At 38.8% G+C, this 23,613-nt stretch carries 28 protein-coding genes and 1 tRNA gene; 26 read left to right on the forward strand and 3 right to left on the reverse strand.

What is annotated here, in order from left to right; all coding sequences use genetic code 11:
• Nucleotides 1-95 precede the first annotated feature (95 nt).
• The 4 genes from E6X37_RS07070 to E6X37_RS07085 all read left to right on the forward strand — a co-directional run bounded on the left by E6X37_RS07070 (nucleotide 96) and on the right by E6X37_RS07085 (nucleotide 2,496).
• On the forward strand, nucleotides 96-353 hold the full coding sequence (locus E6X37_RS07070; protein ID WP_004698152.1) for a hypothetical protein: 258 nt from the start codon (nucleotides 96-98) through the stop codon (nucleotides 351-353).
• A 301-nt stretch (nucleotides 354-654) separates the two neighbouring features.
• A complete protein-coding gene (locus E6X37_RS07075) occupies nucleotides 655-1,260 on the forward strand; it encodes a MotA/TolQ/ExbB proton channel family protein (RefSeq protein WP_316689709.1) in 606 nt (201 codons plus the stop codon).
• Nucleotides 1,257-1,661 (forward strand): ExbD/TolR family protein, encoded by a 405-nt coding sequence (locus E6X37_RS07080; protein ID WP_004694558.1) that lies wholly within the window; start codon nucleotides 1,257-1,259, stop codon nucleotides 1,659-1,661. Before E6X37_RS07075 ends, E6X37_RS07080 begins: the two co-directional genes overlap by 4 nt.
• A 4-nt stretch (nucleotides 1,662-1,665) precedes the next feature.
• On the forward strand, nucleotides 1,666-2,496 hold the full coding sequence (locus tag E6X37_RS07085; RefSeq protein WP_058948289.1) for a hypothetical protein: 831 nt from the start codon (nucleotides 1,666-1,668) through the stop codon (nucleotides 2,494-2,496).
• 154 nt (nucleotides 2,497-2,650) lie between these two features.
• Here E6X37_RS07085 and E6X37_RS07090 read toward each other — a convergent pair whose 3' ends face one another.
• On the reverse strand, nucleotides 2,651-3,061 hold the full coding sequence (locus E6X37_RS07090; protein WP_004698294.1) for a hypothetical protein: 411 nt from the start codon (nucleotides 3,059-3,061) through the stop codon (nucleotides 2,651-2,653).
• A gap of 180 nt (nucleotides 3,062-3,241) precedes the next feature.
• Between E6X37_RS07090 and E6X37_RS07095 the strand changes: the two genes are divergently transcribed.
• The 10 genes from E6X37_RS07095 to E6X37_RS07140 all read left to right on the forward strand — a co-directional run bounded on the left by E6X37_RS07095 (nucleotide 3,242) and on the right by E6X37_RS07140 (nucleotide 13,748).
• Nucleotides 3,242-4,189 (forward strand): zinc metalloprotease HtpX, encoded by a 948-nt coding sequence (locus E6X37_RS07095; protein ID WP_004698199.1) that lies wholly within the window; start codon nucleotides 3,242-3,244, stop codon nucleotides 4,187-4,189.
• A gap of 146 nt (nucleotides 4,190-4,335) precedes the next feature.
• Entirely contained in the window at nucleotides 4,336-5,631 is a 1,296-nt protein-coding gene (purB, locus tag E6X37_RS07100; RefSeq protein WP_278467436.1) for an adenylosuccinate lyase, read from the forward strand.
• Nucleotides 5,632-5,754: 123 nt separating this feature from the next.
• Nucleotides 5,755-6,918 (forward strand): MFS transporter, encoded by a 1,164-nt coding sequence (locus tag E6X37_RS07105; protein WP_316581186.1) that lies wholly within the window; start codon nucleotides 5,755-5,757, stop codon nucleotides 6,916-6,918.
• A gap of 273 nt (nucleotides 6,919-7,191) precedes the next feature.
• Entirely contained in the window at nucleotides 7,192-7,545 is a 354-nt protein-coding gene (locus tag E6X37_RS07110) for a type II toxin-antitoxin system RelE/ParE family toxin (RefSeq protein WP_255263897.1), read from the forward strand.
• 1 nt (nucleotide 7,546) lies between these two features.
• Nucleotides 7,547-7,819 (forward strand): helix-turn-helix domain-containing protein, encoded by a 273-nt coding sequence (locus E6X37_RS07115; protein WP_004698285.1) that lies wholly within the window; start codon nucleotides 7,547-7,549, stop codon nucleotides 7,817-7,819.
• A 74-nt stretch (nucleotides 7,820-7,893) separates the two neighbouring features.
• On the forward strand, nucleotides 7,894-9,177 hold the full coding sequence (locus E6X37_RS07120) for an adenylosuccinate synthase (RefSeq protein WP_315308495.1): 1,284 nt from the start codon (nucleotides 7,894-7,896) through the stop codon (nucleotides 9,175-9,177).
• Nucleotides 9,178-9,716: 539 nt separating this feature from the next.
• A complete protein-coding gene (locus E6X37_RS07125) occupies nucleotides 9,717-10,061 on the forward strand; it encodes an ArsR/SmtB family transcription factor (RefSeq protein WP_004694570.1) in 345 nt (114 codons plus the stop codon).
• 2 nt (nucleotides 10,062-10,063) lie between these two features.
• The gene (gene dinB / locus E6X37_RS07130; protein WP_315308497.1) at nucleotides 10,064-11,596 is read left to right on the forward strand and encodes a DNA polymerase IV; all 1,533 of its coding nucleotides are present in this window, start codon (nucleotides 10,064-10,066) and stop codon (nucleotides 11,594-11,596) included.
• 88 nt (nucleotides 11,597-11,684) lie between these two features.
• Nucleotides 11,685-11,969: a hypothetical protein gene (locus E6X37_RS07135; protein ID WP_004694573.1), complete on the forward strand. Its 285-nt coding sequence runs from the start codon at nucleotides 11,685-11,687 to the stop codon at nucleotides 11,967-11,969.
• Nucleotides 11,970-12,284: 315 nt separating this feature from the next.
• Nucleotides 12,285-13,748 (forward strand): catalase, encoded by a 1,464-nt coding sequence (locus E6X37_RS07140; protein ID WP_008714687.1) that lies wholly within the window; start codon nucleotides 12,285-12,287, stop codon nucleotides 13,746-13,748.
• Between the two features lie 153 nt (nucleotides 13,749-13,901).
• Here E6X37_RS07140 and E6X37_RS07145 read toward each other — a convergent pair whose 3' ends face one another.
• Nucleotides 13,902-14,783 (reverse strand): hypothetical protein, encoded by an 882-nt coding sequence (locus tag E6X37_RS07145; protein ID WP_287521324.1) that lies wholly within the window; start codon nucleotides 14,781-14,783, stop codon nucleotides 13,902-13,904.
• 265 nt (nucleotides 14,784-15,048) lie between these two features.
• On the opposite strand from E6X37_RS07145, the gene E6X37_RS07150 reads away from it, so the two are divergent.
• The 11 genes from E6X37_RS07150 to E6X37_RS07200 all read left to right on the forward strand — a co-directional run bounded on the left by E6X37_RS07150 (nucleotide 15,049) and on the right by E6X37_RS07200 (nucleotide 22,088).
• Nucleotides 15,049-16,041 (forward strand): 5'-nucleotidase, lipoprotein e(P4) family, encoded by a 993-nt coding sequence (locus E6X37_RS07150; RefSeq protein WP_287521326.1) that lies wholly within the window; start codon nucleotides 15,049-15,051, stop codon nucleotides 16,039-16,041.
• Nucleotides 16,042-16,089: 48 nt separating this feature from the next.
• Nucleotides 16,090-16,166 (forward strand) — tRNA-Arg (locus E6X37_RS07155).
• Nucleotides 16,167-16,415: 249 nt separating this feature from the next.
• Entirely contained in the window at nucleotides 16,416-17,246 is an 831-nt protein-coding gene (locus E6X37_RS07160; protein WP_287531301.1) for a DUF6630 family protein, read from the forward strand.
• 51 nt (nucleotides 17,247-17,297) lie between these two features.
• A complete protein-coding gene (locus tag E6X37_RS07165) occupies nucleotides 17,298-18,113 on the forward strand; it encodes a DUF2262 domain-containing protein (protein ID WP_287531300.1) in 816 nt (271 codons plus the stop codon).
• 20 nt (nucleotides 18,114-18,133) lie between these two features.
• A complete protein-coding gene (locus E6X37_RS07170) occupies nucleotides 18,134-18,565 on the forward strand; it encodes a hypothetical protein (RefSeq protein WP_278467445.1) in 432 nt (143 codons plus the stop codon).
• Nucleotides 18,566-18,636: 71 nt separating this feature from the next.
• On the forward strand, nucleotides 18,637-19,143 hold the full coding sequence (locus E6X37_RS07175) for a hypothetical protein (RefSeq protein ID WP_287521347.1): 507 nt from the start codon (nucleotides 18,637-18,639) through the stop codon (nucleotides 19,141-19,143).
• A 36-nt stretch (nucleotides 19,144-19,179) separates the two neighbouring features.
• Nucleotides 19,180-19,722, forward strand: a complete 543-nt coding sequence (locus E6X37_RS07180) for a hypothetical protein (RefSeq protein ID WP_120055055.1) — start codon at nucleotides 19,180-19,182, stop codon at nucleotides 19,720-19,722.
• Nucleotides 19,723-19,747: 25 nt separating this feature from the next.
• Complete coding sequence (locus tag E6X37_RS07185) at nucleotides 19,748-20,554, forward strand: hypothetical protein (RefSeq protein ID WP_120055053.1); 807 nt, start codon at nucleotides 19,748-19,750, stop codon at nucleotides 20,552-20,554.
• A 29-nt stretch (nucleotides 20,555-20,583) separates the two neighbouring features.
• Nucleotides 20,584-21,177, forward strand: coding sequence for a hypothetical protein (locus E6X37_RS07190; RefSeq protein WP_278457811.1), 594 nt, complete (start codon nucleotides 20,584-20,586; stop codon nucleotides 21,175-21,177).
• A gap of 103 nt (nucleotides 21,178-21,280) precedes the next feature.
• Nucleotides 21,281-21,787: a YfbM family protein gene (locus E6X37_RS07195; RefSeq protein WP_287531299.1), complete on the forward strand. Its 507-nt coding sequence runs from the start codon at nucleotides 21,281-21,283 to the stop codon at nucleotides 21,785-21,787.
• Nucleotides 21,788-21,800: 13 nt separating this feature from the next.
• Nucleotides 21,801-22,088, forward strand: a complete 288-nt coding sequence (locus tag E6X37_RS07200) for a DUF2695 domain-containing protein (RefSeq protein ID WP_077707788.1) — start codon at nucleotides 21,801-21,803, stop codon at nucleotides 22,086-22,088.
• 137 nt (nucleotides 22,089-22,225) lie between these two features.
• Here E6X37_RS07200 and E6X37_RS07205 read toward each other — a convergent pair whose 3' ends face one another.
• Nucleotides 22,226-22,792: an NAD(P)H-dependent oxidoreductase gene (locus E6X37_RS07205; protein ID WP_287531298.1), complete on the reverse strand. Its 567-nt coding sequence runs from the start codon at nucleotides 22,790-22,792 to the stop codon at nucleotides 22,226-22,228.
• Nucleotides 22,793-23,025: 233 nt separating this feature from the next.
• Here E6X37_RS07205 and E6X37_RS07210 point away from each other — a divergent pair, with 233 nt between their 5' ends.
• Nucleotides 23,026-23,523 carry an ECF transporter S component gene (locus tag E6X37_RS07210; protein ID WP_287521142.1) on the forward strand — a complete coding sequence of 166 codons (498 nt, stop codon included), beginning with the start codon at nucleotides 23,026-23,028 and terminating at the stop codon, nucleotides 23,521-23,523.
• Nucleotides 23,524-23,613 lie beyond the last annotated feature (90 nt).

Raw genomic sequence — 23,613 nt, forward strand, 5'->3', positions numbered from 1 at the left:
TAATATATAAGTTCATCTTTTTAAAATGCAAAAATCAGTGTATAATTAAGTTATATTATTTATTAATCGTTTAATGTTACGAGAGGGGCATTCAAATGAACAAAAAATTATTATTACCTGTAGGTGTAGTCGTTCTAATTATTGGTATTGCGATTCTATTATTAAATCCAGATCCAGGGGCGGCTAATTTGGAAATTGCGAGAAATGCTACAAATGCTCAAGCGGCAGCAAAGGCGATTTCTGAGAATAACCAATCTTACACATTGTGGTATTCTATTGGTATGTTCTGTAGCGGTTTAGGCATTGCACTGTCAGTAGGTGGCTTCATTGTAGGCTTTATTAAAAAAGACTAATCTATTTAGGAACGTATCAAAGGCTGTACTAGAATGTATATCATTTCTAGTGCAGCCTTTTTGTATTTTAATTTTAGGGTTATAGGACAAAACGTGTTGGTTTTGCCCTATAACCCTAATTTTATCCTGTGGACTTTAGCTAGCTTATGTCTATCTAGCGAATTAGTCTATATTTATCTTGCAAGTCATCCTATATCTATTTATGTTGTGGTTTTACGCTCTATATCTGTTTTCGGTGGGATAAAACGTGGTATAATTAACCCGGATAGAGCCTAAAAGTATGTGGCTTTTGGAGGTTAGTATGAGTAGTATAGCGCATTTATTTGTAGCTGGTGGATTTGTTATGTATCCGCTGGTGATTTTTTTACTGTTTACCTTGATGATTGGCATTGAACGTATCTTTCTATATCGCAAGTTTACAAAGGATTTGCGCCGTTTTAATAAGGTCTTAGAGAAGAATCAATCTTGGATTATGTTACCAAGTGTTTTGGAACGGGATACAGAGGAACTTGGTTCTTTATTTGCCCGTGCTATCCGCAATGCAAAGAATTATAATGGCTTGGAAAACCGCCTTCAAGATGTAGTGTCGTACGCTGATGAACGTTTAAAACGCGGCCTTAGTTGGCTCAGCATGATTGTAACAATGGCTCCGTTATTGGGGTTGCTAGGGACGGTCCTCGGTATGATTCGTGCGTTTGCTGTGGTAGGTGGCGACATTGGGGCTCCGACCATTATTACAGATGGTGTTTCTGAAGCCTTAGTGGCAACGGCTACAGGTTTGACCGTGGCCATTATTGCCCTTGGCTTTCACAGTTACTGTGCGGCAAAGGTCAATGATTCTGTGGCGACATTAGAACATGAGTGCGGCAACATTCTTGATGCGTACAACGAGGAACATGATATATGAGACGACGCACGTTAGGGGTTAAAAAAGAGCCTACCATCATGATTATTCCCATGATTGATATCGTATTCTTTTTATTAGTATTTTTCATGGTAGGCACGCTGTACATGAATACAGAGCAACAAATTCCGCTTAATTTACCATCTGCATCGACGTCTACAGCGAAATCTATCGAACCTATCACCATTACCTTGACCACAACGCACACGCTGTATATCGATAATCAGGAAATCTCTTCGGATCGCTTGGCGCAAGAGGTCAAATCTATCGTTACACAAGCACCTCAACAAGCCTTTGTGATTCGTGCTTCAAAAGATGTATATTATAACGATGTTATCGAGCTTTTGGACATGCTCAAGGTGAACGGTGCTAAATATATTAGCGTCGCTACGGAACGGAAGTGATTCCATGTTTGAATCACATTATCTGAAACCTTTTATTATATCTTTAGGCATTACCATCATGCTTATCTCTGGCATGGGGCTTTCCTTGCGTGGTATCGTTGGAACCGGTGTGGCTTATGATGCCGCAGAGGTTAGCTTTCATCTGCCTGAGGATAGTGAAAGTGATGCGAAAACTACCGCTATTGAGCCTATACCTAAGGATAAGCCACCGGTTGAACCTCCGACTCCAGAAGGGCCTGCGCCTAAGGCAGATCCTCTTGTAACGGAAAATACAGGTGATGAAAGTGCTCACAATTTAAATGCCAATAAGACTACATCTAATGCTCGTCGTGAATGGGCCGTTCCCAAGGCCATAGAATCGGAAACGACTAATAATGAACAAGCTGTAGTTACGGGTGGAAATGATTCCAAAGACGGGAAATCCTCTAAGCCTGACAATGCTCCTATAGGTAAGGATATAACATCTGATCCGAATGCGAATGGAAACGGCTTTGCCGAAGCTAGTGATTTATCCTTCCTATCTGATCTTGCGTGGGGGCTCCTAACACCAGGGCAACAAGCGCTTTTACAAAAGTCGGATATCAACCCCCAAGAATATTTACGAACTGTACAAGAACAGGGGAAGGGGTCAATTGTAACAGGTAAGGTTGTAGTGCGCGTTAACTTTGACGTTAATGGACATGTCATCGTAGGAGAACATACACCGCTCATCGCAGAGGATGTACCGCAACCAGTCAAAGAGGAAGCAATGCGCATCGTTAAAAGCAGTGGTTCTATTATCAATCGAAGAGGGGAACCTGTATATCTAGCAGTTCCTGTTGTATTAGGACAATAAAGAGGCATATCTTACATACATTAGTATGGGATATGCCTCTTTGTTATGGTTGTAAAAAATGATTGTATTGATTGATACTATGTATTACTATGAAATACTTGTTCTATCTGAGTCATGTTGAGTTATATTTCAAGGATTAATTATATGTATTGTATTAATTTTGATTGGTAAGTATTGTTTTCGTGGAGTTGAAGACGGCTAGATATACGATGGCGCCGCCGATGAATAATGTGACTTGCATAGGAGTGCTGAATTGATCAGCTCGCCACAATGCAAAAGCATAGAAGAACATGGTAATCAACATGATGAGAAATGCGATGATAACGCGTACATTTGTGTTTACTGCTAAGGATGTAGTAATACGCGATTTATTCGTCATTACGTAAATTAAAGATACTACGATGTCTGCCGTAAAGATGGAGAAGATAAAGTTATAATCAAACTCGCCAAAAAGGACTACCGCCAAGCCGATAAAGCTGAGCCCAAAGAATAGACGTAATAGAATACCTATAGTATTAGATTCGTTGCGCTGTGCGCGGCGTTCCTTACGATTTAAAGTTGCCATGAAAGCCTCCCCCATAGTAGAAATGTTTGTTACTATTAGTATAAAGCTCGTGTATAGATTGAGCAATTATTCGCAGTACATTTAGTCTGTATGTTTATTATATATCACAATGTATAGCTATGATATATTATAAATTAATTTATTACTATATAACTATATGAGAAATCAAAGTGAGAGATTATGATTCAAGTTATTCTTACCTATATTGTTAATGTTATTATTGTATTTGTATTTTTTCCTATTTTAGAATCTGTAGTTCAATATGTGTATCCGTTTTCATGGGACTGGCTTATAAAACCGCTACATTTAGTGGATAAGCTCGATGTATATATTATTATATCCTTTGCGTTGCCTATTATTGTGGCCATCGGATTATTTTTGCCACCTTTTAGTTGGATTGTCCATGTATTGCAAGGTGAAAGAAAACCAAATGCAGAAGAATCTGAATATATTGAACCGCTGTTTGAGGAATTATGTGCATTTAGCGGTGTAGCACGTAACTCACTGATATTGCGCATGCGTACAGATGAGGAAATTAATGCCTTTGCATCTGGATTAAATCACATTACGATTTATACAGGAGCCTTGTATTCGTTAGATAAACGGCATTTATTAGGTGTTCTTGCCCATGAATTAGGCCATTTACGACATCGTGATACTATCTATTTAACCATTACCTATGCTATGGATCGACTAGGGCAATTAATTTTAAATCTTGTAATATATCTAAATTTTGCTTTAAATATACTGGCTATTATACCAATTGTTAATATCGTAGTACGTATTATTCAATTAATTCTTATCGTTATGATTGCAATCGTGAAATATGTACTTCTATTACCGAAGTGGATTACCTATTATTTTGATAGCCGTCGTCGAGAGTATGCTGCTGATGCCTATGCCGTTTCGATTGGTTTGGGGCGGGAGCTGCGTGATGGGCTGGTTTCATTAGGCCTTGCTACTGAACAAATTGGTATTCTAGAGAATGGTGAATTATATGATTGTGAAAGTACAGGATTTTTCAGTCGCTTGTTTATTACTCATCCAAAAATGATTAAGCGAATACAACGTATCAATGAAGGGATAGAGGTATATAATCTCAAGCAAAGTCTTAAAGAAAATCGTTAAAGTGATAATTAATTTAATAAACACGAACGATAAGTAAAATTAATATAATTATCATTCGGAAAATTTAGCTCCGTTCGTTGAATGGAGCTTTCACATATGGTACAATAATCCTATAAATCTAGCTTTTATCATGCAAAGGAGACATCATGATACCACGTTATACACGAGAAGAAATGGGCCATATTTGGAGCGAACGCAACGAATTCGACACAATGTTATTGGTGGAGACCCTCGCATCTGAGGCACAAGCTGAGTTGGGCGTTATTCCTAAAGAAGCGGCGAAAACAATCCGGGAAAAGGGAAATTTCGACGTTGAGCGCATTCATGAAATCGAAAAGGAAACGAACCATGATATCATTTCCTTCGTAACAGCAGTGGGCGAATACGTAGGTCCTGAAGCGGCTAAATACATCCATCTTGGCCTTACCTCTACAGATGTGAAAGATACGGCGCTTGGGTACATGATGAAACAAGCCTGCGATATCTTAATTGGTGACTTAAAGCGTTTGCACGAAGTATTGCGTCGTCGTGCAGCTGAGTTCAAATATACTCCTATGATCGGTCGTACCCACGGCATCCACGGCGAACCAACTACATTCGGTTTGAAATTGGCGTTGTGGATGGCAGAGGTAGAACGTGATATTGAACGCATGGAGCATGCGCGTAAAAGCGTTGCCGTTGGTAAATTGTCTGGCGCTGTTGGTACATACTCCAATATCGATCCATTCGTAGAACAATATGTGTGTGAAAAATTAGGCCTTGAGCCTGTTAAAATTGCTACGCAAGTGGTGCAACGTGACCGCCATGCTGAGTTGTTGTCTACCATCGCTGTTGTAGGCGGTACATTAGACAAAATCGCATTGGAAATCCGTCACTTACAACGTACAGAGGTACGCGAAGCAGAAGAATATTTCAGCCCTAAACAAAAGGGTTCCTCTGCGATGCCTCATAAACGCAACCCTATCACATGTGAAAGAATTTGCGGTATGGCTCGCTTGCTTCGTGGCTATGCACAATCTGCTTACGAAGATCAAGCATTGTGGCATGAACGCGATATTTCTCACAGCTCCGTGGAACGTGTGATCTTGCCGGATGCGACAATCTCGTTAAATTATATGTTGCACCTAACAATTCGCACCATTGATAAATTGTTGGTATACCCTGAAACCATGCTTAAAAATCTTAACCTCACAGGGGGACTCGTATTTAGCCAAACAATTTTGACACACCTTGTAGATAAAGGTGCGGTACGTGACGAAGCATACCGTTGGGTTCAAAAACATGCTATGGAACGCTGGCTTGAAGGCAAAGACTTTGCAACAGGTTTAAAAGCTGATGAAAATATTAAGAAATACATGACTGATGAGGAAATTGATGCATGCTTCGATCCATATAAATTGCTAAGACATGTAGATACAATCATGGCTCGCTTTGGCCTATAATTGTAGGGTACTTCCCACATAACATATGAAAGACTAGGGTAGGTATAGACCAACCAGCCTATGGTACAATGGTACATGCAATAGGCGTTGGCTGTGCCTACCTGTTTTGTATTAGGAGGTTATATGAAACGTATCATAAGAAAGTACGGACCACCTATTTTTCACTGCATTAATGACTTTGGGCAAGGTTCATTAGCTGCGTTGATACCATTCTTTATTACTAACTTTGGACTTAATTATTATCAATCGGCGTTTATTATATTTTGTAACACCGTAGTTGCATCCATAGCTCAGCCTATTTTGGGCTATGTAGCAGATCGTTGGCGCGTGCCGTGGTTCATTCCTGTAGGCTTTTCGGTTACATTGGTATCCATTAGTGCTATAGCGATTGCTACGAGTTACGAAATGATTCTTGCTTTGTCGCTCTTGGCCGGGGTAGGGGCCGCATTATTCCATCCTGAGGCAGCTCTACTGGTAAATCGTACGCAATCTCATGAGCTTGGTAATGCTATGGGGCGCTTTGCAGTCGGTGGTAGCGCTGGCTTTGCACTTGGACCTCTCATCGCTGGGGGTGTATATGTCTTTGGGGGACAATTCCTTTGGGTATTTACGATTATCGCGCTACTTGGCGTATTGCTATATCTCTATGCCTTTATGGGCGAGGGTGAAGCTGATACCGATGATACTGCTGATACTGGTAACCGTGAAAGTCGTTCTAAGGTTCTTAGTACTGCTACAAATGATTGGGCGAGCTTTGGTAAGTTATTTTTTGTGATTGCCTCTCGATCTATACTCTTCTCTGTATTGGCTATCTTTATTCCTATTTTGTATATTACCGTTATTAATGGTGAAGCTAGTGCATCTAGTTTGGCCCTTACTGCGTACTTTGCGATGGGGGCCGTTCTTACCTATATGGGAGGGGCTTTATCTGATAGACTTGGATTTCTTAAAACTGTACGCTTAGGTAATCTGATTTTCTTGCCTTCTGTTTTAGTATTTATATTTGTGTCTAATATTTGGGGCTTCTTTGGTGCCATGATACCGATGGCCTTTGGTGTGTTCTCACAATACGGGCCAATTACGGTGTTAGGTCAAAAATACCTTGCTAAAAATGCGGGCTTTGCATCTGGTATTACGCTAGGTCTTGGCATTACCTTAGGTGGCCTTGTGGCACCTTATGTAGGACATCTAGCAGATATTTATGACGTACAAACTGCATTGATGACATTAATACCTGTAGGGTTGATAGGGCTCTTAATGAGCTTCTGGCTAAAAGAACCAAAATAACATCGCTGCAATAGGGTCATATTAAAGACATAATAGCATGTAAGTAGCAAAATCGTATAAAAGAACTAAAATAGAATATTTTGACTCGTTAAAATGTCAATACATGGGAGGTGACCATTGGTCACCTCCCATTTGTTTACTTTAATAAACCAGTTATCTATATTGGATATAGTAAGACTTTAAATTTTTATATCTCTATATTTCTGTATCTTTACTGGATATATGTTTTAACATATAATTGAGGTAAAGATTTCTTCTAGTATTAGGAGGAATATGATGGATACGTTTTCTGTTGTTTTTTATGAAACTCTAAGTGGAGATAAACCAGCAAAAGTATTCTTAAATGAACTTTCAGATAAGCAGCGAGCTAAAACAATTCGAGATCTAAAGATACTCGAATTATATGGCAATCGTTTGAGAGAGCCTCAGTCTAAATATTTAGAAGAGGGCATTTATGAGTTGCGTACAAAACAAGGTTCAAATATTTCTAGGATATTATATTTCTTTTTTGTGGGAAAATGCATTGTTTTGACGAATGGTTTTGTTAAAAAATCTATGAAAACGCCTAAGGATGCAATTACATTGGCTGTTAAGTATAAAAAGGATTATATTGAGAGGTATAGATAATATGGAAACGTTAGATCAATATTTAGAAAAGCAATTAAAAAATCCGAAGTTTAAAAAAGAGTGGGATGCCTTAGATGATGAATACCAAATTATTCAGAATATAGTTGAGGCGCGATTAGCAGCACATATGACGCAAATGCAATTATCTGAGTTAACAGGTATTACACAGTCTGATATTAGTAAGATTGAAAATGGCAATGGAAATCCATCTTTGAAAACATTGCAGAAAATAGCCCGTGCGTTTGGGAAGAAACTAAAGATTGAATTTGTATAAATACTTTCACAGAATCCGAACATTGTTGTATAATAAAAATGAATTGTTTCGACTGTTACATGGAGGATATAGATATGGCAACTAGTATGGTTATCGGCACTCAATGGGGTGACGAGGGGAAAGGTAAAATTGTTGACTGGATCGCAGAACGTGCGGATGTTGTGGTGCGCAGTCAAGGTGGTAATAACGCGGGTCATACTGTTGTAGTTGATGATAAAGCGTTTGCACTTCGCCTTTTGCCAAGTGGTATCTTATACGATAACAAACAAAATATTGTGGGTACTGGTGTTGTTATCGACCCTAAAGTTCTGTTACAAGAAATTGAAGGCCTTGAAAAGCAAGGCAGATCTGCTAAAACCCTTCAAATTTCCGACCGTGCACATGTTATTATGCCATACCATATCGCTCTAGATACTGCGGAAGAAGCATCTAAAGGGGATGCTAAAATCGGTACTACTAAAAATGGTATTGGTCCTTGCTATGCTGATAAAATCAATCGTATCGGTATCCGTATTTGCGATTTGTATGATATGGAAGCATTTAAACAAAAATTAGCGTACAATGTAGAGTTCAAAAATAAAATGCTTACGAAGGTATACGATGCTGAACCTGTTAACTACGATGAAATCTTAGCGGATTACATCAAATACGCTGAAGCGTTGAAGCCTTATGTAACAGATACTAATGCGGCTGTTCTTAAAGCTGTAAAAGAGGATAAAAAGGTATTGTTCGAAGGTGCTCAAGCTACTATGCTCGACCTTGATCATGGTACATATCCATTTGTAACATCCTCTCATCCAATTGCAGGTGGTGCTTCCACAGGCGCTGGTGTGGGTCCTAACTACTTGAAAAACATCTTCGGTGTAGTAAAAGCTTACGCTACGCGCGTTGGTGCAGGTCCGTTCCCTACAGAGCTTCTTAACGAAACTGGCGATAACCTTCGTGAACTTGGTCATGAGTTCGGCACTGTAACGGGTCGTCCTCGTCGTTGTGGTTGGTTAGACCTCATGGTTGTAAAATACGCAGCAGGTCTTAACAGCCTTGATTATTTGGCTATTACTCGCTTGGATATTCTTGATACTTTCAAAGAATTGAAAATCTGCGTAGGTTACAAATTAAATGGTAAAGACGTAGAAGGCTTCCCAGCTAACTTGAAAGATCTTGAAGCATGCGAAGCAGTGTACGAAACATTGCCAGGTTGGGAAACTGATATCTCTGGTATTCGTGAATACGACAAATTGCCTGAAAATGCTCGTAAATATGTAGAACGCATTGCTGAAGTAACAGGTGTACCTTTGGGTATCGTATCCGTTGGCCCTAACCGTAGCCAAACTATCGACTTAGTAAATGTATTCTAAGCTATACTAATTTGATATAATAGGAAATTTGTATTTGGTAGCATTGATATAATATTATACATTTTAATATTTTTTGCTATGCAATCGATTTATAGAATTATACAGATATGACCCCTCGTAGAGGGGCCTTTTGTGTTGAATAGATGTAGAATATAAACGTGGATACTCTATATCTAATCCTTTAGGTTGCTACAGTGGTGCGGTATATCGAAGTATGCTATATAGTTATTAAAGTGTGAGTATATCGAGAAATATATAATGGATAATAGAGCGCAATTGTTATATATACAAAAAAATGTATATTCAGATAAATCTATAAAATGAAAATTTGTTTAAAATATTCATTTTATACAAAGAGATACGTGCTTAAATTAGTTTATAATAAGACGAAATTTACTTATCTATAATTTTTTTGTATTCATAATAAATTATTAAGATACAAATATAAAGAAAAAAATAGATTTACATTAAGAAATAGTATATAATAATACCAAGAAGTAGATTGATATTTTTTGATAAGGATCTGAGGAGTTAAAGATATGGTTGAAGTTTCTTACGAACGTTTAGCGACGATTTTTAAGGCATTAAGTGATGAAACGAGATTACACATCATCGATATGTTGTCTTGCAATGAATTATGTGCAGCCGATATTTTAGCGAGCTTCAATTTGTCTCAATCTACGTTGAGTTACCACATGAAAATCTTAATTGATGCAGGTGTAGTTAACTCTCAACGTAATGGTTTATGGACGCGTTACTCCATTAATGAAGCTACATTTGCGGATATTTTAGATATTCTCCCTCAATTATACAAAACTAAAGATGAGTGCATTTGCGCGCAAATTAAATACTGCCGCATTTCTGAGCACGAAAAAGAAGCGTAACAATGAGACGTTGGATTATGCATGTTGATATGGATGCATTCTTCGCGTCCATAGAACAACTGGATCATCCAGAGTATAAAGGCCACCCCGTAATCGTGGGTGGTCTTTCTTCACGTGGTGTTGTAGCTACCTGTTCCTATAAGGCTCGAAAATTTGGTGTTCACTCTGCGATGCCAATCTCGAGGGCTAAGAAACTCTGTCCTGATGGCATCTATGTATATCCTCGGATGGATCGATATAAAGAAGTGTCGAACCAAATTTTTTCCATCATGAAAGAATTCACCCCTTATATTGAGCCTCTATCTATTGATGAAGCCTTTCTTGAAGTGAGCGGCATGTCTACCATGTATAGTGGTCCTAAAGCGCTAGGACAAGCCATTAAAGATCGTGTATTCGAGCAAACAGGACTTATTATCTCTGCAGGCTTAGCACCCAATAAATTTCTTGCTAAATTAGCCTCTGATTTAGATAAGCCAGATGGTCTTGTGGTCATCCCATACGGTCGTGAAAAAGAGGTGCTAGCTCCTTTGCCTATTAAACGTATTTGGGGTGTTGGCCCTCGGACAGAGAAAATTTTAAAAGCTGGTGGCTTTCATCTGATACGTCATATTCAGTCTTTGCCTGATGAAAGCACTTTAATTCCTCTTGTTGGAAATCAGGCAAAGCGCATATGGGAACTCGCGAATGGTATCGATGATAGACCTGTTGAAACAGACCGAAAGACACAATCGATTGGCGCTGAGGAAACCTATGAAGAAGATCTCACAGAAGGCCGTGCTATTGAATTAGAATTTAGGTACTTTGCAAACCGTTTATCGAAACGGCTTCGGAGACGTAGCCTTTATGGACATACTGTATCTATCAAGGTTCGGTATGATGATTTCACTACCGTATCACGGCAGAAGCGGCTAGATACGCCGTCAGATCATGAGCATGTATTTTTTGAAACTGCGCTGCTCTTGTGGAATAAGCTCATGCAAGATAAAATGAGTAAGAATCCGAAAGGTACAAAGAAAGACGTAGAAGCACTAGGGGCAACTATGAAAGTGAAATCTACTGATTTTAGATATAGTAGTTCTAAAGATAATCGTTCTAACCATATTGGTTCTAAATATAGTACTTCTAAATATAGTAGTTCTAGTGAGATTACTTTTATGGATCCGCCTGGTCCTATCCGTTTATTAGGCCTTACTGTGAGTGGTCTCGATGAGGAGGTTCCTATGCAGGACAGTCTCTTTGAATCCCCACAGGATAAAACAGAGGATAAGCTATCTAGTGTGTTAGACTCCTTAGAGTCTAAATTTGGTGAAACCGCTGTCATGAGTGGGGCGTTATGGCAACGCTTTCACGGAGACAATGGAATACGCAGAAAACGGTCAGAGTTGAAAGCGGCAGTGGATGCACAGCCTGATCAAGAGGATGGGGAGTCTATTAATGTTGATGTAGTCTCAACTAAAGAGGCTAATCGGTCTACAATTGCAGATACACACCCATCTATTGAAGGACCTAAAAAGACCGTCAAAAAGGACTTATAAAGATTATATTGAATACTTTCGCTAATATAATTGTTCGTGTTACAATATGGGTGGAGTGTTAATAAATTACCGCAAGAGAGGTATAGATATGAGTTTATTTCGTGTGGCCATTCATTATGGCGTAAACAGCAATGGTTTCTTGTCCTATGATACAGAAACAAAAACAGTGTCCGTAGATTTACCTGAACAAGAGTGGGTTGATAAGGTAATCGCTTACTTGAATAATGAACATGCTATTGAGCATGCTACAGGTCTTGATACGTATGAACGATTGACCGTAAAACCATTAGAATCTTTGGATAATCTTAAGTTAGCTTTAACACGTATGTGGGAAGCGATCGACGTACAAGTTGATTGGAGTCGTCCGGCATAAATTGAATGAAAACACCTTGTGATCTACAAGTTAGTAGAAACAAGGTGTTTTTTGTTTTGCGTATTTTTGTAGGTATATCTTAACAGAATTTAAATATATAACATTGAAATTCTCATTTTAAAATTATAAATGATATCGTGTATACAAAATTTATAAAGGTTTAGGGTTGTTATGTTAAAAAATTTGTGCTATTCTAATTACATATTAATGGATAATAATTATCCATTAATAATTTTATCGTAATTGAGATATATGATTTAAAAATTATGTAAAGTAAATTACTTTAATTTTGATCTCTAAGTAGGAGTTTGTAACATGAATAATGAAAAGAAACTAACAACCGCCTTTGGCGCTCCCGTACCAGATAATCGCAACTCTGCTACAGCAGGTAAACGTGGTCCTGTATTGATGCAAGATGTTTGGCTCATGGAGAAATTAGCGCATTTTGAGCGCGAAGTGATTCCTGAACGCCGCATGCATGCTAAAGGATCCGGTGCATTTGGTACTTTCACAGTAACTAACGATATTACAAAATATACGAAAGCAAAAATTTTCTCTGAAGTAGGCAAGCAAACGCCGTTATTCGTACGTTTCTCCACCGTTGCCGGTGAGCGTGGTGCGGCCGATGCAGAACGCGACATTCGTGGCTTTGCCGTAAAATTTTATACGGAAGAAGGAAACTGGGACCTCGTAGGTAACAATACACCTGTATTCTTTATCCGCGATCCATTGCAATTCCCTGATTTGAACCGCGCTGTAAAACGGAATCCGAAAACAAATCTTCGCGATGCGACAGCAAACTGGGATTTCTGGACTAGCTTGCCAGAGGCGATCCACCAAGTAACAATCGTCATGAGTGACCGTGGTATTCCTAAATCCTACCGCACAATGCATGGTTTTGGCAGTCATACATACAGTCTTATTAACGAAAACGATGAGCGCGTATGGGTTAAATTCCATTGGGTTTGCCAACAACCGATTGAAAATCTTTCTGACGCTGAGGCGGCTAATGTGGTAGCTAGTGACCGTGAAAGTCATCAACGTGACCTCTTTGAGGCTATTGAAAGAGGCGATTTCCCTAAATGGAAATTATGCATCCAAGTGATGACCGAAGAACAAGCTAACAATATGCCATACAATCCATTCGATTTAACAAAAGTATGGTATCATGACGAATTCCCATTAATCGAAGTTGGTGTGATGGAACTTAACCGCAACCCAGAAAATTATTTCCAAGATGTAGAACAAGCTGCATTTGCACCAACAACTATCGTTCCTGGTATCTCTTTCTCTCCTGACAGAATGCTACAAGGTCGTTTGTTCTCCTATGCGGATGCGCAACGCTATCGTCTAGGGGCAAATTATTATCAAATCCCTGTTAATGCCGCTAAATGTCCTGTAAATATCTATCATCGCGATGGTCAAGGACGTATAGATGGAAACCATGGGTCTACAATTGGCTACGCACCAAATAGCTTTGGTGAATGGGCTGAACAACCGGAATTCAAAAATCCTCCTCTCGACGTATCTGGCCCAGCCTACCAATATGACTTCTATGAAGACGACTCTGACTTCTTTACACAACCAGGTAAACTGTTCCGCCTCATGAGCCCTGAACAACAACAAGTCTTATTTGATAACACCGCAGCAGCTATGAATGGCGTACCTGATTTTATCAAAGAACGTCATGCAAAACATTGCTACCAATGCGATCCCGCTTATGGTAAAGGCGTTGCTAAAGCCTTGGGCATGAACATCGATTTCAGCGATGTAAAATAAGATTAATGATACTATTTAAACAATATTAAAATAGTTTATCTACACAACACTAATGCGATAAAAGAACTTCCTTAAACTAACACGAAGCCCCTCCTTGCTATGTAGCTCATAGTAAGGAGGGGCTTTTGTTGTGGAGAGTGTATTTAAATATTACTAATCAAATTTTTTACTTGTTAGATCTTGATACATAAGCTTAGCAATTTCATATTGTGGATCACCCGGTTGTAGCTGGTGTGTCGGTAGTTTAAATACAGTTTCAGCTATTTCACTTTTCTTGATATCGATACCTTTTACATCTTCAGAACGACTTATAGAAATGGTATGCGTTGTTGGGTTTATGAAGTACGCATTTACATCGATGCTGAAAGCTTTATTTTCGTCTTTTCTCATGATTGTACGTAGAATCATAGCTGAAATAGCAGTAGTATCATTTTTTTCACCTAATAGCTGCTTAGATGTATAGTCCACATAATCTGCATAGACATAAATATCGCCAGGTTTGGCCTTGTCATAATCTTGTGTGTAGGCCTCTACTAAACGCAAATCGAGTTGTCTCCCAAATGGTTGAGAGAACATTTCGCTTTGTAATGCTCGTGTTTCATTAACAGGTGGATACATAGGTATTGCTTTTAAACCTTTTAGCATATCCGCGCGAGTTTCATTTTTTCGTTTAGCACGACGTTCCGCACTGACCTTGTCTAAGCGTTCACGCTCCTTTAACATGGCCTTTTCTTGTTCTTCTTTAGTTTTGTAGGTCTTTACGGATACAACACGGTTACCGGTCATAGTGACTGTCGAATAGACGGGCTTATCTTTAGTAGGCTTTCCCTTAGAAGCAGCAAGAGTAGATTGGACCATAGCCGGTGTTGCACTTTCGATAGATTTTTTTAGCTCTGGAAGATTGGAGTAATCCATATCAACCATAGCAGTATCTGTGTTTTCGGTAGATTGCACAGGGGCAGCTGCATATGCAGATGATATAGCTAATACAGCTAATAGTGAACTGACAATAATTGATCGTTTACATAGTTTCATTACATATACCTCTCTTTAGTAAGAAATCTCTAATACCATCGATAGCTGTATTATAGCATAGTTTTTACATAGATAAATTTAAAACCGTATTTATTAACTTCTAAAAGAGCCTAAGCAACTATCTGAATCGATTTATGGTATGGTGCATAGGATCTTTTTTTGCTTTTAGAAATATACAAATTTTAAAAGGATTTTAGTATAACTATGTAGAATTATATGATGTGTTGAATTTACACGAAATGTTACATGTGAATAGGAGGCAGTTATGAAATCTAGTAGTTTGGCATGGTATGTGGCGGTGGCTTGTATTGGAGGAAGCCTTTGTATGGGGCCTGTGGTACAAGCGGATTCTCCGACTAAGGTAAAAACAAATAGCCCTGTTTCTGCTGCTGTTGTAACGCAGGCTCAACCAGCTCAGCCTGTTACTGTTACAGCAGTTAAGAATGATGGAGTTAGTGCTACAACAAATAATACAGTAACTAATAATGTAGTAGCTAATGATGTAGCGGCACAGGAAGCCCTCAATCAAAAGCAACAGTACCAAGCCGAAACTGAAACGATGGGCTTGCTATGGATGCGTACCTCTGCAGAGTACAGAGCGTTGGCGTATCAAGGGTATAATGTGGCAATGAATGCCGTTAAGATGGCCGTTACTGATCCATCTCATCAAAGAAAACCTTTAGCTATCGTTCTTGATGCGGACGAAACCGTAGTGGATAATACCAAGTTGATGGGTGAAAGCATTGTAAATGGTAATGGCCGTTTTGATGCTCCTTGGTGGCGTCAAGCCGTGTATCAAGGCAAATCGCAAGCCATGCCTGGCGCTGTTGAATTCCTAAATGAAGTACATAAACAAGGGGTAGAAATTTTCTACGTATCAAACCGTTACGCCCCAGTAAACCTTGATGTAACGATACAGAACTTTAAAGAATTAGGCTTTCCATCTGTTGATAAAGACCATGTACTACTATTCGAAAAAGACTCTGACAAACAACCTCGCTTTGATATGATTGCTAAAAAATATTATGTCATTGTATATATGGGCGATAACGCCGGTGATTTCCCAATCGGCACAAAAGGTAAGACACTAGCTGAAAGAAATAGCATCATCGATGCTCATAAAGAAGACTTTGGTACTACCTTTGTGGTATTCCCAAACCCTGCTTACGGATCTTGGGTAAGTGCATTAGCTAAAGGCTACCAAAACCTCAGCCCAGAAGAACAAAAACAAGTAAATAACCAATACCTACAACAATAAGGACGCCTTGCGTATACTTTATTAAAAACGATATAATAAAGTATACATGCGTCTATAGCTCAGTAGGATAGAGCAGCAGTTTCCTAAACTGCGTGTCACTGGTTCGATTCCGGTTAGGCGCACCAATAAAATAATTAATGGGCATATGTTTTTTAGTATTATGTCTTTTTAGGAGCCAAGACTTAAATCTTGGCTCTTTTTAGGTTTTGAGACCTAAAACACTGTCTCATAGAGCAGAATCGATTTGAAAACCTATTTTATCAGAAATTATTCTTATGCTAATTAAACATAAGTTTTATGATAAGTATCTCTTTATAATGATATAATTAAGATAATTATTGTATGTAAACGGCAGTGTATAGTGGAGAGTGTATATGAGCTTTTACAATTGGATTCAAGAAAAGCTCTTCGATAACTACAAGGAGTGGCATATGAAGAGCCCTGATTATAATCGAAACGGCTTTAACATAGTTGGTATAGATAATACTCTAAAGGCCATGCATGATGGATTTTTCATGTACATGGAGTTATACCCATCTCATGCGATCAATGGTTGTACTGCGATGAAAGCCCGTGTAGGGAAAACGCAGGATGCAGTGGATATATTCTTAGACATAGATGGTAAGACCTATCGTATGGCAGATGTGAGTTATCCTGATGCGGTGAAGATGATGCGGGCTTTTGTGAAAAAACGCAGAGTACCTGATCGTAGTTTGTGTGTAGAAGTAGCAAATCTAGATATAGAGCAGATGAAACCAACATTTACAGAGCTAGCAACGTTATTACTAGGCGATGCTAAACAAGCTAAATCTTTTATGACCGAGGCTAAGTTGCGCTCCATGGAAGAATTAGAAGATAGTTGGTGGAACCTTTATGAGAAACTAGTATCTAAAGGATATGCTGTAGAGCTAAGCTGCAAGTGTGAACTAGAGGATTTTATTCATAATGTACAGAAATTAATACGTAACAAGTCTTTAGATACTAGCGAAAATCTAACTATTGATACAGCAGCATTAGATGAAGACCAATGTATTACGGACTGGAGTGCGGATCTTAATGCCACATGGGAAACCTATAAGTTAGTAGGTATGGATATCGGAACCGATAGCTTTGTACTTATGGTGCTTTCAAATGAGGAATTCGAAACGGCCCAAGAACTAGCAAAAGAGCTGTTACATAGAATCGATGTAGCAGAACGATCATGATATAACAGAAATTATGATGAGTAGCGTGATTATAATGTAGGAGAGAGTCATATGAGTATTGTACGTGTACCAGAATATGAAGCAGAGTTTGAGCCGGAAGTATTTGAGATTTATGCATTGCCGCGCAGTGATGCGAATGGAGCTAGTCCTTATTTAGATAAGTACCATAGGCCATTAGTGTCTACCGATGCTATTTTAGATACTCGAACCGGTGTGCTTGACCGTAGCGAAGGCATTTTGACGTGGATTATTGAGGGTCTTGACGATAGATGGGGGTATTCTTTTGAGCCTCATGGGGTCTATAAATTGTTAGTTAAGAAAGCAAAACCCTTAGAGGACTTGGGCTATATGCGCCCGTCTTGGAATAATCGCTATTATGTACTCGAGGTGTTAGAGGAACATGCTAAACATAGCAAGTTAGAGGCGTTGTCGGCGTATTTGAAAACTCCTAAATACCTTCATACCGATAGGGGCGATTTCCTCTTAAATCGAGAGTATCAATATTACACAGCGAGAATTGGTGATTATGCATTCACTCTTGATGTGGATGAGGGATCTGATGAAAGCTGTACCACAGCATTGGCTGCTTTCAATACAATCGATAATTTCAAAGCATTTGAACAACGAATTAGTATATATATTAGTGAGACCTTGTTAGAACTCGCTAATTACTGGCTCGACAATGACGATCAAGATCCGATTACATCAGACGTATTTGCTAAGCGTATTACGATGGGTGAATTGGCGTTTCGTAACGATGGCTCCATAGAGGTCTATTATGACGATGATGATATTTTCTGGGGGCACTGTATCATAGCTCATATTGATGCGGATGGGAACCCTGTTGATGCAGATATTGCAGGCTGATTAACTAATGGAGCGTCCTAATGAGAAAATCGGAATTAATGACATTATGGAATGTTGAAAGCTGGTCTGAAGAACCGTATGGCGTTTACTTTGTATCTCGCCGATTGGGCATTAATCGTTTAGAGAATGTAGGACAAGCCTTTAAAAAACTTAATATTAGTTGTACCGGTTATACTGAAGATGATGTACTTTCACTATCAATATGGGAGCAATTATATGTTCAATTAGATGAATTAGACCAACTGGCGAAGGGGCTCATACAAAAGGGAATACCGCAAGAAGAGTCTGTTGTACTAACGCTAACGGATATAATGCTGGATAAATCAGGTTGTTACGATGCATTTGCACTAGGCTATGATGTGGGAGAATCCTCAGCAGGACATCTATATGTTTTGGTTCCTTTTGATGAAAACTTTACGGCTCAACAAGATGTGATATACGAAACCTTATAGAGTTGTTTTAAAGTGGTGATACTGGTGTTGTATTCTACCTAAAAATATAAGTGATATGCAGGAGAGAGCCTATGGAAGATATGTATAAATTAGTCAAAGATTTCTTTAGTCATGATATGGATTTAGATGATTTATTTGATTCTGAGGCTATTATCTGGGTTGACTGGCACGAGGATGACGAAGATGTGGTGCGTTATTTCAATGATATGATAGATGAGCCTATCGATATTCAAACCGTTAGCAATGGCAAGCCCTATGGTGACGATATTATGCTACAAAAAGGCGATAAAGAACTCTTAATTCCTTACGGTGATGAGAAAGATCGGGATGTGACCATCAAATACTTCAACGACTTCGTTAAACCTGATTATGAGGTGCGTTGGTTTGTTGAAAGCCTTGGAAATGATACGCTCGGATTTACCGTGCTTTCAGGGGCAGAATGGTCCAAATTAGACGATGAATTTGGGGCGGATACGGTTCGCTACTATTTTGAGCCAATTGATCTTGAAAGTAATATGTTTAATCTCGACATGGATGAAGTTTCTGCATTATTGGCATTACGAGAAAATAATAGATGAAATAGAGAGATGAGAGAATCAATAAGAGGGAAGAATATGGATTATTTAAAACTATTGTGTGAAGATTCTAGCTTGGCAGCAAATTTTGATGCTCTATTTGATTTCTTTTTACTCGATGAACCTACAAAACGTGATGAGGTAGAGGGGCGATGTACCTTTTCCGTGGACGGAGTAGCTTTTGCTCGTGATGGTGCCGGTGGCGAATATCATCAATTAGAGGATGGCTCTATCGGATATATGAGTAGCGAAGGGGAATGTGGTCGTATAGCTGAAAGTGTAGATGATTTAATCCATTTGTTGGTGTATAGCATTTGCTGGCATGATTATTGTGACGCCAGCCAATATACGGACATATCTACTCTTGAAGCCTATGCCAATGAGCGACATGATCAAATCGCTTCTTATACAGAAATGGATGTATGGGAAACCGTTGTTCAGGTGCTAGGCATGCCTTTAGAAGCAAATGTGGCTGCTGAATTACAAAAATTCTATGACGCTGCACATCGAGCTCCTTTATATATTTGTTATTTCCATGAAGATGATGGAACCGTTACAGAATCACATAATCTGTTTTTCTAGACGTATTGTTTAAAAGGAGAATTATATGGCTATTGATGGAGTAAAAATCATAGATAGTGATGATGGCCATGATATTTATAATTTGATTGTTGAGCGCTATAGAGATGGTATCAGTATTGATACCATTGTTTCAGAAATTCTGGCTGAAGAGCAGAATTTTTGTACTGACGAATTCTATACAGAAATTTATTGGACTGCCGTAGCCTATTCGCTGTGGAAGATAGGTCATCTGCCGCAGGATATCAAAGAGAAAGCATTAGACATAATCGCGAAGGGCGCTCATGAGTTTTGGCTAGAAATTGATAGTAAGGCGCTCAAACAACGGCAAAAGGTGTTAGATACATTAGCCGTACAACTACAAAGTGAAAATCCAAAGCCTCTAAAGGTTCGTAAATCTAAAACAAAGCGAGAACCTCATTTTAAGGTGGGCGACGTATTAGCTGTTAAGTTTGAAAATGAGTATGGAGCTATTTTTGTATCTGACGTGGATCAATCACCGCGGAAAATCGAGTACCATTTGGCCTGTACAAGACTTTTACAAGCGCACAAACCTAGTATGGATGATTTTTTAAATAGTCAAATTTCCTGTCGTAAAGATAATACAAATTTCGGTATCGATACCGACTGTTGGTTTAATCATAAAGATCTAGGCCTATTGCTAGACCATTTAGAAATCATTGGGGCTGTTGAACTGTATCCGTGCAAGCTGTGGAAACTAGCACCGGCAGGCACATTGGACGATATCTACACCGAGATTACAGATGAGCCTAGAAGAGGTAGAATTCGCCTGATAGATACTAATGAATTGGTGAAAGATATTGTTCACCAATAATTATTGCGCTAAAAAAGGGAGTAGATGCGATGAATGCAACAACTCAAACATATATAGAAACTGTGAAAGTCAGTGATATACCCTGGCATCGTTTGACCACAACTTACGGCCGTGCTACAGATTTTCCTGCTCATCTTGAGGTGTTGTGGGATATGAAGGACGTTGATGCCATTGATGCGGCAGGTGAAGAGCTGGCCCAAAACATTGAGCATCAATCGACTTTATGGCATGCTACGCCCTTTGCGTTGATTTTTCTATTACGTATTTTTAAAAAAGCCGTTGAAGAACAAGGCCATAATGAGATCGCAAGATATTTAGTAAAAGAATTAGCTGAATTATTCATCATTATTGCTGAGTGTATTAGAGATGGTCTTATGCTAGAACATGTAGATCAATTATCGAACTTTGAGGATATGCTCAACGAAGAGTATCTTTGGTCTGAAGAATATGATGAAGATGAAGATGTTCTTAGATATGAGGAAGAAGAGGTATTTCCGGATGATCTGTTCTTTAGCTTCTACTACTATTCTTTACAAGTGCTTCTATTATGTAAGCCATTGTTAGACAAAAATAACAAATATGAGGTTACGTTGCTAGAATTGTTGACAGAGATAGAGAACTAACTATCAGTGGAGGCTTCGAATTATTCGGCATTTATGGAGATTATAGATTCCTAAGTAACTATGTAAGTTTTAGATTACTGAGTATCTAGGGAGGTTTTAGAGTATGGGACTCATTGCAAATTATAATTGTATAAGTGATGAAAGCTTAAAAGAACTCAAAGGGTTAGGCTCATCAAAGAGGGATCTTTTTGAAACCGTTGAAGAGTGGAGCGATGAGGACGAGTTATTGCTCGACATCGATAAGATGTGGGATGTCCTTCACTTCGTGCTTACTGGTGTGAGTACTGATCATAGAATAGATGATAATCCACTTAGTCAAGCTGTGCTTGGTGTAACGTCTATAGAGGATTTATCAGACTATATGGCCTATACGGAACATTCTCAAATAGCTGATATCGTAGCGGCTCTAGAGCAGTTTGATATGGATCAAGCACTCGAATCTTTCGATATGAAAGCCTGTAAAGAGGCTGAATTATACCCAAATATTTGGGACTATGACGAAGAAGAGGAGGAAATCATAGATGAGCTTCTCCATGACTTCGAGCAGATGAAGGTGTTCTATAAAAAAGTGCTAGAAGCGAAGGGCCACGCAGTAGTTTCGATTTGTTAAAAAGGTGGTTATAATGGACAAAGCGCGTAAAAAGGAATTGCTAAAGGCTTATGCTGATGAGCAAAGGCAATCGTTTAAAGATAATCTGCCTATGGATGAAGAGCTATTTTGGAATCTCTTTGACTATGTAGATGAGAAATTAGAGACAAATGATGGTTGCGATCATAGTTTGACTTTCACAAGAGAATTTTTGGAAAAGCAGAGCGTAGATGTTGAAAGTGTACTAGCCTGGATTATTAACGAAGGTGGCGGGTGTGATTGTGAGGTTCTCTACAATGTAGAAGAGAGATTTGAAGAGTAATATCTATGTAATTGGGAAGGTTTTCGTATACAGTTTGTTTTTGACTTAGCGCAAACTGTAAGCAGTCTAATGTAAATTTATTTGTGATTTTGGTAACCAAGTAATCTTTGGTAAAAAATCATAGTATACTAGAAATGTTAAATACTGCTGGCGATCTTAGCGATTTTATCTAAGAAACGCCGGCGTTTTTCGTCCGAACTGTTTTCTGTGCCCGTCAACTGGGTATGTGTAACAGGTTTAATGCCACAGGATTTCAGAACCTGATTTTTTAATACCTTGCCATAGTCCTGAATAAACGGCGTCAAAAAGACGGGAGTGTTATGTGTGGTGATAATCCAGGCTGATTTCCCTTGTAAATGACCTATAAGGCCTCTTTTGCCGTATGAATAGGCAAAGCCTGCTGTAAATACGCGATCAATAAAGCCTTTGAGCATTGCGGGCATACCGCTCCACCAAATTGGGTAGATAAAGATGATATGGTCTGCCCAAGTAATCAGATTGCGATAGGTTTCCATGTCCGGCACAGTGCTTAAATCTCGACGTTTGTGCGTATCATCAAATCGCAATATAGGATCGAACTGCTCCTCATATAAATCCAAGGTGTTCACATTGTGGTCTTTTGAAAGATTCTGTTGCACTACTTTCAGAATAGCGTCATTAAAACTTTGATGATTAGGATAGGTGTAAATGATTAAAATATTCATGGCTAGTTCCTTTCTATTTAATCATCGTCAGATTGAAGCAATTTATATAGTAAAATGGTATCTATATTAAGTTAAAGTCTAGTGAAGAGTATTTATTCTGAAAGTAAATGACAATAGAATTTGCTAAGGAAGTATTGTTAATTTCTTTTATTTGCAGGTGTTACTATAAAGGTATATAGTATAGACATGTGATGGATATAGTCACATGTCTATTTTTTTATAAGGAGGACGCTATGCAACACGTTCAAACCCGTAGTACTACGTCCGCGTTAGTACTCACAGCCGTATTGATTGCCCTCGCAACATTGTTTACCATGTACACGAAAATTCCAGTACCTGGCATTCGCGGCTATTTCAATGTAGGAGATGTCGTTATTATGACGTCAGCTCTATTATTAGGTCGAAAATATGGCGCCTATATTGGTGCTCTCGGCCCGGCGCTAGCTGATTTATTCCTCGGCTATGCAGTCTTTGTACCCATCACCTTCGTTGTGAAAGGCATTGAAGGCTATCTTGTCGGTACTGTCTATAAGAATAAGACAACTACCTCTGCCTTGGTAGCAACTATCGTAGGCGGTATTGTTATCGTAGCTGGCTACTTTATCGCCGAATACTTTGTATTCGACCCAGGCGTAGCGATTGCAAGTATTTTAACTAATACTATTCAAGCTGTTATGAGCGTTATTATTAGCATAATACTCTATGCGATATTGCGTAAACGACTTGGATAGTAAATTGACAGTCTTTAGAATTCAGACTATACTATAAGTACAAAAGAGCCAATTAACGTGTTCTAGGCGTTAGGCTCATCAAAGAAATTG

Source organism: Veillonella parvula, assembly GCF_032550495.1.
GTDB classification, from domain to species: domain Bacteria; phylum Bacillota; class Negativicutes; order Veillonellales; family Veillonellaceae; genus Veillonella; species Veillonella parvula_G.